Source organism: Caulobacter segnis, assembly GCF_031454995.1.
GTDB lineage: Bacteria > Pseudomonadota > Alphaproteobacteria > Caulobacterales > Caulobacteraceae > Caulobacter > Caulobacter segnis_E.
Map to the genome: position 1 here is coordinate 245,028 of NZ_JAVDRV010000005.1, position 14,989 is coordinate 260,016.

The window sequence follows — 14,989 nt, forward strand, 5'->3', positions numbered from 1 at the left end:
GAAGTAGCCGATGTTCAGCAAGATCCTGATCGCCAACCGCGGCGAGATCGCCGTTCGGGTCATCAAGACCTGCCGTCGCCTGGGGATCGCCACGGTGGTGGTCTATTCGGACGCCGACGCCGGCAGCCTGGCGGTCGAGATGGCCGACGAGACGGTGCACATCGGCCCGTCGCCGGCCGCGCAATCCTACCTTGTCGCTGACAAGATCATCGCCGCGTGCAAGCAGACGGGCGCCCAGGCGATCCACCCAGGCTTTGGCTTCCTGTCCGAGAACGCCGGCTTCGCCCAGCGCTGCGCGGACGAGGGGATCGTCTTCATCGGTCCCAATTCGGGCGCCATCTCGGCGATGGGCGACAAGATCGAGAGCAAGAAGTTCGCGCAAAAGGCCGGCGTCTCCTGCGTGCCCGGGCACATCGGCGAGATCGCCGACACGGCCGAGGCGGTGAAGATCTCCGAGGAGATCGGCTATCCGGTGATGATCAAGGCCTCGGCCGGCGGCGGCGGCAAGGGCATTCGCGTCGCCTGGACCCGCCAGGACGTCGAGGAGGGCTTCCCGGCCGTGCGGGCCGAGGCCAAGGCCAGCTTCGGCGACGACCGCATCTTCATCGAGAAGTTCATCGAAAGCCCGCGCCACATCGAAATCCAGGTGCTGGGCGACAAGCACGGCAATGTCGTCCACCTGTTCGAGCGCGAATGCTCGATCCAGCGTCGCAACCAGAAGGTCATCGAGGAAGCCCCGTCTCCCCTGCTGGACGAGGCGACCCGCGCCGCCATGGGCGCCCAGGCCGTCGCCCTGGCCAAGGCCGTGAACTACGACAGCGCCGGCACGGTCGAGTTCGTCGCCGGCCAGGACAAGAGCTTCTTCTTCCTGGAGATGAACACCCGCCTGCAGGTCGAGCACCCGGTCACCGAACTGATCACGGGCCTGGATCTCGTCGAGCAGATGATCCTCAGCGCGGCCGGCGAGAAGATGGCCTTCGAGCAGAAGGACCTGAAGATCAACGGCTGGGCCATCGAGAGCCGCATCTACGCCGAGGACCCGTACCGCAAGTTCCTACCCAGCATTGGCCGACTGGTCCGTTATGACCCGCCTTCGGAAGGCGAGAAGGACGGTTACAAGGTCCGCAATGACGCCGGCGTCCGCGAGGGCGACGAGATCTCGATGTTCTACGACCCGATGATCTCCAAGCTCTGTACCTGGGCGCCCACCCGGATCGCGGCGATCGACGGCATGGGTCGGGCGCTGGAGGACTTCCACATCGAGGGCCTGGGTCAGAACATCCCGTTCCTGGCCGCGGTGATGGACCAGCAGCGCTTCCGGTCCGGCAAGATCTCGACCAACTACATCAAGGACGAGTTCGCCGAGGGTTTCCATGGAACGGAACCGACCCCCGAGCAGATCGACATCCTGACCGCCGTCGGCGCGGCCATGCAGCGCGTCTACGCCGCCCGCGCGCGGTCCAACGCCTCGGGTCTGGCCTCGGCGGCGCGTGACGAGTGGATCGTGTTCGTCGGCCACGCCAAGCGTCGGGTGAAGGTGGCCGGAGAGGGCGACATCACCATCGAACTGCTCGATGAAGGCCGGGTTCTAAACCTGACCGACATCGACTGGCGTCCGGGCAAGCCGGTGTTCAAGGCGGCGCTGGACGGCAAGGCCTTCACGGTCCAGGCCAGCCCGGCCGCCGAGGGCTTCACCATCCGCCACCGCGCGACCAAGGCGCGCGTGCTGGTCCTGACCCCGCGCAGCGCCGAGCTGCACGGCAAGCTGCCCGAGAAGCAGGCGGCCGACACCTCCAAGCTGGTGCTGTCGCCGATGCCGGGCCTGGTGGTCTCGATGGACGTCGCGGCCGGCCAACAGGTCCGCGAGGGCGAGGTCGTCTGCGTGCTCGAGGCCATGAAGATGCAGAACATCATCCGCGCCGAGCGCGATGGCGTGGTGAAAGCCGTCAACGCCAAGGGTGGCGACCCGGTCGCGGCCGACGAGGTGCTGGTGGAGTTCGCCTGAAGCCGCGCTTAGATTGGGCGTGAGCCGAGTCGGAGCGAAGGTGAGATGAGCGAACGTAGCGAGTGGGCGGAGCTGTTCCTGTCGTCGAACGGCCGGCTGGCGCGCACGCCGTTCCTGATCGCCGCGGCGGTGCTGCTGGGCGTGGCGGTGCTTTACGAGGCCATCGCCGGCTACACCCTGCACTGGCTGACCGGCTGGGTCGTTTATCCGGCCCTGCTGTTCTCGGGCGCCTGCGTGCTGTCCAAGCGCTTGCATGATCGCGGCCGGTCGGGCTGGTGGGCGCTGTTGATCCTCGTGGCCTTCATCGCCGTCTGGCCCCAGCCCGAGCACTTCCTGGACTTCATGTTCTGCCTGGTCATCGCCTGGGCGGTGGTCGAGCTAGGCGTGATGGGCGGCGAGCAGGGCGCGAACCGTTACGGTCCCAATCCTCTGAAGACGATTTCGATCTAGGTCGTCGGTCCTAGACCGGCGTCGTGGCGTCCTCGGCGGGCCCGAACACCTTCTCGAAGCTCGCCCGTAGCGCCGCGTCCGCTTCGTCCAGAGTGACGGGCAGGCCAAGATCCACCAGGCTGGTGACGCCGTGCTCGGTCTGGCCGCAGGGCACGATGCCGGAGAAGTGCGACAGATCCGGCTCCACGTTCAGACTGATCCCGTGGAAGCTGACCCAACGGCGCAGCTTGACGCCGATGGCGGCGATCTTGTCCTCGCGGCTCCAGCCCGCGCCCTTGCGCTCGACCCAGACGCCGACGCGGCCCTCGCGCAGCTCGCCGGTGACGTTGAAGGCGGCCAGGGCGTCGATGATCCAAGCTTCCAGCGCCGCGACGAAGGCGCGCACGTCGCGCCCGCGCTTGGTCAGGTCCAGCATCACATAGGCCACGCGCTGGCCTGGGCCGTGATAGGTGAACTGCCCGCCGCGCCCGCTCTCGAACACCGGGAAGCGGTCGGGTGTCAGCAGGTCGCCGGCCTTGGCCGAGACGCCGGCGGTATAGAGAGGCGGGTGCTCCAGCAGCCAGATCAATTCGCCCGCCGTCCCGTCTGCGATGGCGGCGGCCCGCGCCTCCATGGCGGCAACGGCTGCCGGGTAATCCACGTAGTCGGTCGAAACCGCCCAGCCAACGGGCGCCGCGTCATCGCGCCTCATGGTCGGAAGTCCAGTGTTTTCAGCGTTTAACGGGAGCGCAAGCATACGGCCCTAATCTTGCAATCTTGGACGCGGCGACCCGGTCGGTCGCGTGTGTCAGTTCAGGGGCCTTACTTCGTGACCCAGGTCAACGCCGTCAATGTCGAGATCTCCGTCCTTTTGGGCCGTTCGATCCTGCCCATGCAGCAACTGCTGCGCATGGGCCGTGGCGCCGTGATCCCGCTGGACGCCAAGACGAACGACGAAGTCTGGATCCTGGCCAACAACCATCCCATCGCCCGCGGCGAAATCCAGATCAGCGACGACCGCATCGCCATCCAGGTGACCCGCGCGGCCGACGTCTACGACTACATGGCGGGCGGGACCTAATTCGTCGCGGGGGAGAAGTTCGCGATAGGCGAACTTCCGACTTCCCAAAGCCGATTCAGTTTGCTACGTGCCGCCCCTCACCACGAGCGGTCGTGGCGGAATTGGTAGACGCGCAGCGTTGAGGTCGCTGTATCGCAAGATGTGGAAGTTCGAGTCTTCTCGACCGCACCAGGTGAACTTGAATAGGGCGCTCCGGCGAAATCGGTTTCCGACTCGCAAGGGGCGCTCTAATCGTTTCTGGCCCTGATTTCGCCTCGGGGTCGCTTCATCGGACCAACCAGCACGAACCCACGCGCTCTAAGAGCTCAGGAGGCCCCCATGACCCGGGACACCGCCGAACTGACCGACGACGTGCTGGACGACATCCCGCTGGCCAAATCCGAGACCCCCGAGGAGCTGGAAGACCTGGCCCTTGGCGAGGACTACGCCCTCAATCCCGAATACGTCGAGATGGTGGTCGACGCCGCGGACAGCGGCGACGCCAAGCGCCTGCGCGAGCTGGTGGGCGCCCTGGACCCGGCCGACGTCGCCGACCTGATGGGCTTCCTGACCGCCGACTATCGCGAGCAGATCATCCCGCTGCTCGATCCCGAGGCGCTGGGCGAGATCATCTCCGAGCTCGAGGACAACATCCGCGAGGAGGTGCTGGAGGCCACGCCGTCGGTGACCCTGGCCCGCGCGCTGGAAGAGCTGGACACCGACGACGCCGCCGACGTCATCGACGACCTGGACGACACCAAGCGCTTCCAGGTGCTGGCCGCCATGGGCGAGACCGACCGCGCCGCGATCGAGACGACCCTGTCCTACGAGGACGAGACGGCCGGCCGCCTGATGCAGCGCGAGTTCCTGGCCGCGCCCGAGTTCTGGACGGTCGGCCAGACGATCGACCACGTCCGCGAGGCGGGCGAGACGCTGCCGGAGCTGTTCTTCGACGTCTATGTGGTCGATCCGACCTACAAGCCCGTCGGCGCCATTCCGATCAGCATCCTGCTGCGCAGCCGGCGCGAGACGCCGCTGGCCGAGCTGATGGAGGCGGTCACCGAAATTCCGGTCGACATGGACCAGGAAGAGGTCGCCTACATCTTCGACAAGTACCACCTGATCAGCGCGCCGGTGATCGAGCCGGGCGGGCGGCTGGTCGGCCAGATCACCGTCGACGACATCGTCGAGGTCATTCGCGACGAGGCCCAGGAAGACATCCTGGCCCTGGCCGGCGTGTCCGACGCGGGCCGCGACGCCTCGGTGGTCGAGATCGTCAAGTCGCGCCTGCCGTGGCTGATGCTGAACCTGGCCACCGCCACCCTGGCCGTCAGCGGCGTCGCCATCTTCCAGGCCGAGATCGCTCAGTTGGTCGCCCTGGCCATCCTGATGCCGATCGTCTCGTCGCTGGGCGGCAACGCCGGCACCCAGACCCTGGCCGTCGCCGTGCGCGCCCTGGCCAGCAAGGAGCTGACCACGGCCAACGCCCGCCGGATCATCCTGCGCGAGCTGCTGGTCGGCCTGGTCAATGGCCTGTGTCTTGCTTTGGTGATGGGAACGGCGACCTATCTGTTCTTCGGTCCGGCGGATCATCACGACAAGCTGGCGATCATCGTCGGCGCGGCGTTGGTGGCCAACATCTTCACCGCGGCGGTGGGCGGCATCCTGATGCCGCTGGCGCTGGAGAAGATGGGGCGCGACCCAGCGGTGTCCTCGTCGATCTTCGTCACCTTCCTGACGGACTTCACGGGCTTCTTCGCGGTATTGCTGATCGCGTCCCTGCTTTTGCACTGAGGAATCCAGCCAAACTGGCGCGGTCCTTGCGCCGGGACAGGCGAGCACACCCGCGTCTGTCTCAATTTGGGTCAAACTAGGCGATGAAACCGCGTCATCAGGTCTCCCGCGCCGCCGTCGATCTCATCAAGAGATTCGAAGGCTACCGTCAGTCGTCCGCCCAGCTTCCCGATGGGCGCTGGACGATCGGCTATGGCCACACGCTGACCGCGCGCCCGGGCGCGACTGTCTCGGAAAAGGACGCCGAGGCGCTGCTGCTGTACGACCTGATCTCGGTGGCCCACTCGGTCAACGAGCACACCTATACGCCGCTGACCCAGAACCAGTTCGACGCCCTGGTCTGCTTCGCCTTCAATATTGGTCTCGAGAACTTCCTGCGCTCGGGCGTGCTGCGCCGGATCAACGAGGGCTCGCTGCTGCAGGCCGCCTGCGCCATGGAGATGTGGCGCAAGGCTGACTTCGAGGGCGAGCGGATCGTCATCGACGCCCTGGTTCGCCGCCGATCGGCCGAGAAAACCCTGTTCCTGACGCCCGCCAACGGCGAGTGGGTGCCCGCGCCCAGCCCCGTCTTGCGGCCCAAGATCGACTACGACGCCAGCAACGCCATTCCCAAGCAGACGCCGGCCGCCGTCAGCACGCGCACCGAAGGCGATCGCATCGTCGCGCATCGCGACGGTGATTTGCCCTTCAGTATCGCTGTCCCGGAAGAGGACAGGCCCTCCGCGACGGAACAGTCCGCCGCCGCCGTGAGCGCGCGGCTGGAGGCCATTCTCGCCGAGACGGACGCGACGCCCAGCAAGGCGCAGCCGGATCTTGGCTTGCCCGAACCGCCGGTCCCGCGGATCGAGAAGGCCGCTGGCGCCGCGTCCGGCCCCGTCCTGTTCCAGGACACGCCGGTCGTCGAGCTGACCCCATTCCGCCCGTCGCCCCAGGCGCCCGAAAAGCCGGCCGCCGCGGAAGCCTTCGCGCCGGGCCCGGTCGCCAACGAGCCGACGCTGTTCGGCGCGGCGACGGACGGCGGCTCGGCGTTCAATCTCGACGGCTTCTCGATCAGCGCCGCCACGGATGCGTCGCCCGCGGCCGAAATCGCGGGTGGCCGTCGCAAGCCCCCGCGCTCGCGCGGCAGCGCTAGCCTGTTGATCGTGCTGGGCCTGTTGGGTCTGTCGCTGTTCGGCGGCGGCGTCCTGTGGATCCTGACCGTCGCGGTCGGGGCCGCCGATCAGGTCCGGCTGTTCGGCTATGGCGCCAGCATAGTTGGCGCGATCTGCTTCGTGGTTTCGGCGTATCTTCTGTTGCGCCGACTGGCCGGGCCGGATAGGGCGGGCGAATAAGAAGTTTCCTTACTCAAGGGAAGCTGAGCAAGAACGCCCGCGGGTCTAGCTGATCCGCGGGCGTTCGTGCCATGGGAGGACTATCATGACGAATTTCGCACCCACGATGGACTTCGCGCTGGGCGAGACCGCCGACGCGATCCGCGAGACGACCGCCCGCTTCGCCGCCGACCGCATCGCGCCCCTGGCGGCCGAGATCGACGAGACCAACACCTTCCCGCGCGCCCTGTGGGTCCCGATGGGCGACCTGGGCCTGCACGGCATCACCGTCGAGGAGGAGTTCGGCGGCCTGGGCCTGGGCTACCTTGAGCACGTCGTGGCGATGGAGGAGGTTTCCCGCGCCTCGGCCTCGGTGGGCCTGTCGTACGGCGCGCACTCTAACCTCTGCGTCAATCAGATCCGTCGCTGGGGTACGCCCGAGCAGAAGCGGCGCTACCTGCCCAAGCTGATCAGCGGCGAGCATGTCGGCTCCCTGGCCATGAGCGAGGCGGGGGCGGGCTCCGACGTCGTGTCGATGAAGCTGCGCGCCGAGCAGCGCGGCGACCGCTACGTCCTGAACGGCACGAAGTTCTGGATCACCAACGCCCCGCACGCCGACACCCTGGTGGTCTACGCCAAGACGGGGGAGGGGAGCCGCGGCATCACCGCCTTCCTCGTCGAGAAGGGGATGAAGGGCTTCAGCGTCTCCAAGAAGCTGGACAAGATGGGCATGCGCGGCTCGGACACCGCCGAGCTGGTGTTCGAGGACTGCGAGATCCCGGAAGAGAACGTCATGGGCCCCGTTGGCGGCGGCGTGGGGGTGCTGATGAGCGGCCTCGACTACGAGCGCGCGGTGCTGGCGGCGGGGCCGCTGGGCATCATGCAGGCCTGCCTCGACATCGTCCTGCCGTATGTGCGCGACCGCAAGCAGTTCGGCCAACCGATCGGCGGCTTCCAGCTGATGCAGGGCAAGATCGCCGACATGTACGTGGCCCTGAACTCGGCCCGGGCCTATGTCTATGCCGTGGCGCGGGCTTGCGACGCCGGAAAGACCACGCGCTTCGACGCGGCCGGCGCGATCCTGATGGCCAGCGAGAACGCCGTGAAGGTGTCCCTGGAGGCGATCCAAGCCCTGGGCGGCGCGGGCTACACCAAGGAATGGCCGGTCGAACGGCTGCTGCGGGACGCCAAGCTCTACGACATCGGGGCCGGCACCAACGAAATCCGCCGCTTCCTGATCGGTCGCGAGCTGATCGGGGCCTGAGACCAGCCAAAGCAGGCGACGGACACGAAAAAGGGCCGCCCCGATCGGGACGGCCCTTCCATCGTCGTAGCCGCTCGCGCAGCGCGTGACTTAAACCTAGGTGCTCAACACCTTAGGCGGAAACCTCGTTCTTCAGGCTCCAGGTCACGACTCGCGACCGCGGTTGGAGACAATGAGACACTGGATCACCTCCTTTCAGTGGTTGAACAACACAAGGAGGATATGGGCCTTTTCTCCCCGATGGGAAGAGGCTCCGCGCGCGACGCGAGGTCGCGGTCAGAGCGTCAGCAGGCGAAGGCCAATCAGGATCGCGGCCCACATCGCCATCGCGGCGCCGATGGCCAAGGGGCGGCTCAGGTTAAGCCGGCGGAGGCTGGGGGCGGGGGCGGGAGCGCCGCCGGGAGCCAGATGAATCTGCGTGACCATTCCGCGTGATTTCCTTCCCTATGGCCCCTCTGTCGGAAGCCTGTCTCGAACACTATGATGAATCTTCTTCGTTGAGAAGAATTCTTCACAAACCGCGAAGTTGCACGGTGTCTGATTGTCGCACCGGGGAGGGATAGAATGGCGCGCTGGGATCCGGACATCTACGCCCTCTATCGTCGATACCGCGAGCGCCCCGCTCAGGACCTGATGTCGATTCTCCCCCCGGAGATGGCCCCCCGCGAAATCTGGGACCTAGGGTGCGGCATGGGCGAGCAGGCCGCCTTGCTGGCCGAGCGTTTCCCGCGGGCGCGGGTGCGCGGTCTCGACTCAAGCCCGGACATGCTGCGGCGAGCCCGGGCGCTGTCCCAGCAGGTGGAGTGGATCGAGGGCGACATCGAGGGTTTCGCTCCGGACGCGCCGGCGGACCTGATCTTCACCAACGCCGCTCTTCATTGGGTGCCCGATCATAAGATGTTGATCCCGCGCCTGGCCGCGGCCCTGGCGCCGTCGGGCGTGCTGGCGATCCAGATCCCGGTGGTCGACAGCCTGGGCTGGCGCGGCAGCCTCGCCGAGGTCATGCAGGTGGGAACCTGGGCCTCCAAGCTCGCGAACGTCGCCGGCGCCGGTCCGACCGCGTCGCCCGACGACTACTATGACTGGCTCGCGCCGCTGTGCGCCGAGATCGACGTCTGGACCACCACCTACCTGCACGCGCTGCGCGGCGAGGATCCCATCGTGGAATGGACAATGGGCGCGACCTTGCGGCCCTATCTCGACGCCTTGAATGGCGACGAGAGACCGCTTTTCCTCGACGCCTGGCGCGCGCGTCTGGCGCGTCGGTTTCCGCGTCGGGACGACGGGGTGACCCTGTTTCCGTTCAAGCGGCTGTTCGTCGTCGCCCGACGGTCAAGCGCGGCTTGAGGCGGCTTGGCGCTCGCGCAGGCTCAGCCTGCGACGCAGTGTCGTGACGGGTTGGCGCAGGGTGTCGAGCGCGAAGCCGGCGGCGACCCGACCAGCCTTGACCGAGGGCTCGAAGGCCCGCCAGTCGCGGATGTCGACGCCCTCCAGCTTGGGCGTGATCAGGACGTCGGTGGCTTCGCGGGCGGCGGTGATGTCGCGGCCGGACGTCACCGTGGCGGCCCGCATCAACAGGGCCACGATGGGCGGACCGCGCCGCCACTCGCCCGACGTGATCCAGCTCCACAACGAGGGCGGCGTCACCAGGTCCTCGGGCGTGATGCTGCGGCCGCGGGTAACGTCCACGCCGACGATCGGGCCGGGCTGAAGCGCGCGCATGACGTCGGCGGGGAAGTTCTTCATCACCGCCCCATCGACCAGCACCGAGCCATTGTCCGTGGCCGGCGGCATCACGCCGGGCAGGGCGATCGTGGCGCGCAGCGCCGCCTGTAGCTCGCCCGTGCGATGCAGTTGATAGGCGCCGGAGGTCAGGTTCGACGAGACGCAGAAGAACGGCAGCCAAAGGTCGCTGATCTGGACGCCGCCGAAGTGTTCCTCCAGCCGGATCCTGACCTTCTCGCCGCGGGTCATGGCGATCATCGGGAAGGCGATGTCGTCCAGCGGGCTTGAGTCCACGAAGGCCTTGTGGATGCGAGCCTCCATCTCGCCGTCGTCCCAGCCCATCGCCAAGCCCGCGGCGATGATCGCGCCCATCGAGGCGCCGCCGACGAAGTCGATCGGTATGGCCCGCTCCCGCATGGCCTGGATAGCGCCGATATGGGCGTAGGCCCGCGCGCCGCCGCCGGACAGCACCAGTCCCACCGACTGGCCGGTCATGACCCGCGCCAGGCGCTGCAGGTCGGCCACGCCGTTCTCGCGCAGATGGAACAGTCGGGCGGGCTGGGTGGCGGCGACCCAGGCCTCCGAGCCGCTGGGCCGCTCCAGGCTGGCCGATTGCAGCAGGATGAGGTCCACCAGGCGCTGGGCCTGCAGCGGGCCGGAGGCGTAGCTGGGGATCACGGTCGGCGGCGCCCGATCACCGCGCCCCACGCGGAACAGCCGGTCGACTTGGCGACCAACCACATGCTTCCAGGCGGTTTCGTCGGCCTCGGCGACATAGAGGACGAAGTCGTGCGCGTGCTCGACATTGCCGAACCACTCGGTCGGCGCCAGCAGCGCTTCGCCGCCCTCGACGGTCACCGTGTAGCCCAGGTTCTCGATGCAGCGCCCGAGCCGCTCGACGATCGGCCGGATCGGCGCGCCAGGCTCGACGGCGATGAAGCCGAACACCGAAGGGTCGCCGACCGCCGGCTGATTGCGCGCCTGTCGCGCTCGAAGGATCATCAGCCGCGACAGCTCCAGCAGGACGCTGGGATCCTCCTCGGCCGCCTCGAAGAAGATGTCGCGCGGCATGGCCAGCATCTCGCTGTCGCGCAACGCGACCATGCTGGCCGAATGGGCGGTGTCGCCGATCATCGCCATCTCGCCCGCGGGTTCGCCGGGGCGGATCAGGCCCAGGAACTGGGGCTCCTGGCCGTGCTCGCGGCGGAAAGCGCCCAGGCGTCCGGTCTTGAGAAAATAGAGCTGATCGGCCGGCTCGCCTGGCTCGAACAGAGTTGCGCCGCCCGGCAGCGAGAACCACGCCGCTGTTCCTTTCCGCCGCTCGCGGGCGAACAGGCGTGCTAGTGCCGAGTCATCAGGCAGGGGCGTTTCCACGGCGCGGACCGTAGAGCCCTCGGGGCAAAGCTGTAAACGGCCTCGCGAATGATCGGCAGGCTTGACCCCGCTCGGGCGTTCAGGCGCAATCATTGCTCTGGAAGATAAAATGTCCAAGAACGGTTTTGACCCTGAATCTCTGGCTTCGGGGTCCAAAAAACTCCGACTTCCGGGGATGGGTGGAAAAGGCTAAGCGTCGGTCATGCCGAAGTTGAACTCCGTTATCGACGCGTCCAGCGACGCCTTCGCCCGCAACGCCGCGCACAACCGCGCCCTGGCCGCCGAATTACGCGCCAAGGTCGCCGAGGCGGCGCTGGGTGGTCCGGAGAGCGCCCGCGAGCGTCACGCCGCGCGGGGCAAGCTGCTGCCTCGGGAGCGGGTGGAGCGCCTGCTGGATCCTGGCTCGCCGTTCCTGGAGATCGGTCAACTGGCGGCCTGCGACCTCTATGGCGGCGAAGCGCCGGGGGCGGGGATCATCTGCGGCGTCGGTCGCGTGTCGGGGCGCGAGGTGATGATCGTGGCCAACGACGCCACGGTGAAGGGCGGCGCCTACTTCCCGATGACGGTAAAGAAGCACCTGCGCGCCCAGGAGATCGCCGCCCAGAACCGCCTGCCGTGCGTCTATCTGGTCGACAGCGGCGGCGCGAACCTGCCCCATCAGGCCGAGGTCTTCCCCGATCGCGACCACTTCGGCCGCATCTTCTTCAACCAGGCGCGGATGAGCGCCGCCGGGATCGCTCAGATCGCCTGCGTCATGGGCTCGTGCACCGCCGGCGGCGCCTACGTCCCGGCGATGAGCGACGAGACGGTGATCGTCCGCGACCAGGGCACCATCTTCCTGGCCGGCCCGCCCCTGGTGAAGGCGGCCACGGGCGAGGTCATCAGCGCCGAGGAGCTGGGCGGGGCGGAGACCCACGGCCGCCGCTCGGGCGTGGTCGACCATGTCGCCGAGAACGACGAGCACGCGCTGGAGATCGTCCGCTCGATCGTCGCCAACCTGAACACCACCAAGCCGCAAGAGCTGGTCCTGGCCGAAGCCGAGCCGCCGCTCTACGACCCCGAAGAGCTGTACGGCGTGGTCCCCACCGACGTCCGCGCGCCTTACGACGTGCGCGAGGTGATCGCCCGCATCGTCGACGGTTCGAAGTTCGACGAGTTCAAGGCGCTGTACGGGACCACTCTGGTGTGCGGTTTCGCGCGCATCTGGGGCCAGCCGGTGGCGATCCTGGCCAACAACGGCGTGTTGTTCAGCGAGAGCGCCCTGAAGGGCGCGCACTTCATCGAGCTGGCCTGCAAGCGCAAGATCCCGCTGGTGTTCCTGCAGAACATCTCGGGCTTCATGGTCGGCGGCAAGTACGAGGCCGGCGGCATCGCCAAGGACGGCGCCAAGCTGGTCACCGCCGTCGCCTCGGCCGAGGTTCCGAAGTTCACGGTTCTGATCGGCGGCAGCTTCGGGGCCGGCAACTACGGCATGTGCGGCCGGGCCTATTCCCCGCGCTTCCTGTTCACCTGGCCCAACAGCCGCATCTCGGTGATGGGCGGCGAGCAGGCCGCCAGCGTGCTGGCCACCGTCCACCGGGACGCGGCCAAATGGACGCCGGAGGAGGCCGAGGCCTTCAAGGCCCCGATCCGCCAGCGATACGAGGACGAGGGCAACCCCTATCACGCCACCGCGCGGCTTTGGGACGACGGGATCATTGACCCGGCTCAAACGCGGGACGTTCTGGGGCTTGCAATCTCGGCTAGTCTCAACGCCCCTATTCCGGAGACGACCTTCGGCGTTTTCCGGATGTAGCGTTCAAAGGAGCTTTCCCATGACCAACCCCATCGCCGATCCCATCGTCGAGGTTCCCGACACCGACGCGATGAGCCCGCTGGTCCACATGGAGAGCACGCCCGAGGGCGCGGTCACCGTCTGGATCAATCGCCCGGAAAAGAAGAACGCCTTCGACGCGGCGACCATCGCGGCCCTGCGCCAGACGTTCGAGACCCTGCACGGCGCCGAAGGCGTGCGCGTGGTGTTCCTGCGCGGCGTCGGCGGGGCGTTCAGCGCCGGCGCGGACCTCTCTTGGATGGCCGACGCCGTCGAATGGGACGAGGACGACAATCGCGACGACGCGCTCGAGTTGGCCCACATGCTCAAGGCCCTGCACGACATCCCGGCCCTGACCGTGGCCCTGGTCGAAGGCGCGGCCTACGGCGGCGGCGCGGGTCTCGTCGCGGCATGCGATCACGCCCTGGCCACGGCCGACGCCCAGTTCTCGTTCTCCGAGGTGAAGCTCGGCCTCACCCCGGCGACCATCAGCCCCTATGTCATCGCCGCCCTCGGCCCGCGCACGGCCAAGCTTCTGTTCGCCACGGGCCGCGTGTTCGACGCCGACGCGGCCTGGAGCTACGGCCTGGTCGACGAGGTGTTCGATGACGTGGCCGGCCTCGAAGCCGCCCGCGATGCTCTGATCGAGGAGATGGTCCCCTGCGCGCCGGGCGCGATCGGCGACGCCAAGGCCCTGGTCAACGACTTCGCTGGTCAGAAACTCGACAGAGGCCTCGTCGAGGAGACCGCCCGCCGGATCGCGCGCCGCCGTGTGTCCGAGGAAGGACAAGAAGGCGTGCGCGCCTTCCTCGCCCGTCGTAAACCGTCCTGGACTGAATAGATTCAACCGGGGGGATATGGGGTGGTTACAGGCGCGGAACTGGAAGCGGCGGCGGCGGATTCGGCGGGGAGCTTCGCTCGGTCGAAGAAGAAGCCGTTCACGCACAAGGGCGAACCTTGCAAGAACTGCGGGACGCCCTTGGAGGGGTGGTACTGCTATTCGTGCGGCCAGAACGCCGACACGCATCATCGCTCCATCCTGCACCTGATCTGGGAGACCATCGAGGGGATGTTCCACCTCGATGGTCGCCTGGCCAACACGCTGCCGCTGCTGTTCTTCAAGCCGGGCGTGCTGGCCAAGGACTTGATGGAAGGACGGATCGCGCGGCACGCGCCGCCGTTCCGCACCTTCCTGGTCGCCCTGCTGCTGTTCATCTTCGCGGCCGAGCACGCCATCCATAAAATCCGCCACGAGATCGAGCTCAAGGAGGAGAGAGAGATCGCGGCGCTCGTCACGCCCGCCGGCCGTAAGGCCAAGGCCGACGAAATGCGCAAGGAAGCGGTCGAGATCCGGGACGGACGCATCCGGGACGCCGCCGAGGCGCGCGACGAGGCGCTCAAGGAGCCCGGCGCGGACAAGGCCAGGATCGCCGCCAAATACGACGAGAAGGCCAAGAAGGCTCAGGACCGTTACGCCGCCAAGGTCGCCGAGGCGGACGCCCTGGAAAAGAACCCCAACGCCGCCGCCGAGGCCAAGGCCAAGATCGAGAAGCGCGGCGAGGAAGTCGCTCAGCAGATCCGCGGGTTGGATCTCGATGACCCGGACAACATCGACGAGAACACTCAGAAGATCGCCGAGGCGCAGATCGGCGGCCAGCACTTCAACGTGGTCAGGCCCACTGGCGCGCCGCGGCAGGAAGCCGCGCCGCATGCGGGCGCCTCAACTCAAAAAGAGGTGACGGCCGACATCGATCTGGGCGGACATTCCAAGGGAAACAGCGTCGCCTGGTGGCCCAAGGAGGGCTTGGCGAAGGCCATAGCCAATCCTGAATACTATCTCATCGTCATGTTCGGTTGGGCTCACCGCCTGGCGGTGCTGTTGCTGCCGATCATCGGTCTCAGCCTCGCGCTGGTCTATGTGAACCGCCGCCAGTTCTATATCTACGACCACCTGCTGGTGGCGACGAACCTCCTGTCGTTCGCGTTCCTGACCAACGCCATCGGCATGGTGCTGCCCTCCGCGCTGATCGGCCCGTGGTTCGCCATCCTGACCTTCTGGACGCCGATCAATCTCTTCCAGACTCTGCGCGGCGGTTACGGCTCCTCCATCGTGGGGGCCATCTTCAAGACGCTGGTGGTCTGGTTCATGAGCGTCTTCGCCTTCGCCATGCTGATCACAGCGTTGATGCTGTTCACCCTCACACAGATGTAGGTC

At 67.2% G+C, this 14,989-nt stretch carries 14 protein-coding genes and 1 tRNA gene; 11 read left to right on the plus strand and 4 right to left on the minus strand.

What is annotated here, in order from left to right; genetic code table 11:
- The first annotated feature begins 10 nt into the window (after nt 1-10).
- Together J2728_RS17115 and J2728_RS17120 are read left to right on the plus strand one after the other, a co-directional pair.
- Nucleotides 11-2,005 (plus strand): acetyl/propionyl/methylcrotonyl-CoA carboxylase subunit alpha, encoded by a 1,995-nt coding sequence (locus J2728_RS17115; protein ID WP_310001103.1) that lies wholly within the window; start codon nt 11-13, stop codon nt 2,003-2,005.
- Nucleotides 2,006-2,050: 45 nt separating this feature from the next.
- Nucleotides 2,051-2,455, plus strand: coding sequence for a DUF805 domain-containing protein (locus J2728_RS17120; protein ID WP_099536080.1), 405 nt, complete (start codon nt 2,051-2,053; stop codon nt 2,453-2,455).
- 10 nt (nt 2,456-2,465) lie between these two features.
- Here J2728_RS17120 and lipB read toward each other — a convergent pair whose 3' ends face one another.
- Nucleotides 2,466-3,191, minus strand: a complete 726-nt coding sequence (gene lipB / locus J2728_RS17125) for a lipoyl(octanoyl) transferase LipB (RefSeq protein ID WP_310001106.1) — start codon at nt 3,189-3,191, stop codon at nt 2,466-2,468.
- A 12-nt stretch (nt 3,192-3,203) separates the two neighbouring features.
- Here lipB and J2728_RS17130 point away from each other — a divergent pair, with 12 nt between their 5' ends.
- From J2728_RS17130 to J2728_RS17150, 5 genes are all read left to right on the plus strand, one after another.
- The gene (locus J2728_RS17130) at nt 3,204-3,515 is read left to right on the plus strand and encodes a FliM/FliN family flagellar motor switch protein (protein ID WP_310001108.1); all 312 of its coding nucleotides are present in this window, start codon (nt 3,204-3,206) and stop codon (nt 3,513-3,515) included.
- Nucleotides 3,516-3,601: 86 nt separating this feature from the next.
- Nucleotides 3,602-3,686: transfer RNA gene (locus tag J2728_RS17135), tRNA-Leu, on the plus strand.
- Nucleotides 3,687-3,833: 147 nt separating this feature from the next.
- Nucleotides 3,834-5,288: a magnesium transporter gene (mgtE, locus tag J2728_RS17140; protein WP_310001110.1), complete on the plus strand. Its 1,455-nt coding sequence runs from the start codon at nt 3,834-3,836 to the stop codon at nt 5,286-5,288.
- An 83-nt stretch (nt 5,289-5,371) separates the two neighbouring features.
- The gene (spmX, locus tag J2728_RS17145; RefSeq protein ID WP_310001112.1) at nt 5,372-6,619 is read left to right on the plus strand and encodes a lysozyme-family localization factor SpmX; all 1,248 of its coding nucleotides are present in this window, start codon (nt 5,372-5,374) and stop codon (nt 6,617-6,619) included.
- A gap of 82 nt (nt 6,620-6,701) precedes the next feature.
- Entirely contained in the window at nt 6,702-7,862 is a 1,161-nt protein-coding gene (locus J2728_RS17150) for an isovaleryl-CoA dehydrogenase (protein ID WP_310001216.1), read from the plus strand.
- 112 nt (nt 7,863-7,974) lie between these two features.
- Here the strand turns inward: J2728_RS17150 and J2728_RS17155 are convergent, their stop codons facing one another.
- Nucleotides 7,975-8,061, minus strand: a complete 87-nt coding sequence (locus J2728_RS17155; protein WP_310001217.1) for a hypothetical protein — start codon at nt 8,059-8,061, stop codon at nt 7,975-7,977.
- Nucleotides 8,062-8,138: 77 nt separating this feature from the next.
- Nucleotides 8,139-8,288 (minus strand): hypothetical protein, encoded by a 150-nt coding sequence (locus J2728_RS17160; RefSeq protein ID WP_310001227.1) that lies wholly within the window; start codon nt 8,286-8,288, stop codon nt 8,139-8,141.
- A gap of 138 nt (nt 8,289-8,426) precedes the next feature.
- On the opposite strand from J2728_RS17160, the gene J2728_RS17165 reads away from it, so the two are divergent.
- Entirely contained in the window at nt 8,427-9,209 is a 783-nt protein-coding gene (locus tag J2728_RS17165; protein ID WP_310001113.1) for a methyltransferase domain-containing protein, read from the plus strand.
- Here the strand turns inward: J2728_RS17165 and J2728_RS17170 are convergent.
- A complete protein-coding gene (locus J2728_RS17170; RefSeq protein WP_310001114.1) occupies nt 9,195-10,961 on the minus strand; it encodes a patatin-like phospholipase family protein in 1,767 nt (588 codons plus the stop codon). The genes J2728_RS17165 and J2728_RS17170 overlap by 15 nt on opposite strands.
- Nucleotides 10,962-11,163: 202 nt before the next feature.
- Between J2728_RS17170 and J2728_RS17175 the strand changes: the two genes are divergently transcribed.
- Genes J2728_RS17175 through J2728_RS17185 form a run of 3 tightly spaced genes read left to right on the plus strand, consistent with a single transcriptional unit; the run spans nt 11,164 to nt 14,986 of the window.
- Complete coding sequence (locus J2728_RS17175; protein ID WP_310001116.1) at nt 11,164-12,756, plus strand: carboxyl transferase domain-containing protein; 1,593 nt, start codon at nt 11,164-11,166, stop codon at nt 12,754-12,756.
- A 19-nt stretch (nt 12,757-12,775) separates the two neighbouring features.
- Nucleotides 12,776-13,615, plus strand: coding sequence for an enoyl-CoA hydratase-related protein (locus J2728_RS17180; RefSeq protein WP_310001118.1), 840 nt, complete (start codon nt 12,776-12,778; stop codon nt 13,613-13,615).
- Between the two features lie 21 nt (nt 13,616-13,636).
- On the plus strand, nt 13,637-14,986 hold the full coding sequence (locus tag J2728_RS17185; protein ID WP_310001120.1) for a DUF3667 domain-containing protein: 1,350 nt from the start codon (nt 13,637-13,639) through the stop codon (nt 14,984-14,986).
- Nucleotides 14,987-14,989: the final 3 nt, after the last annotated feature.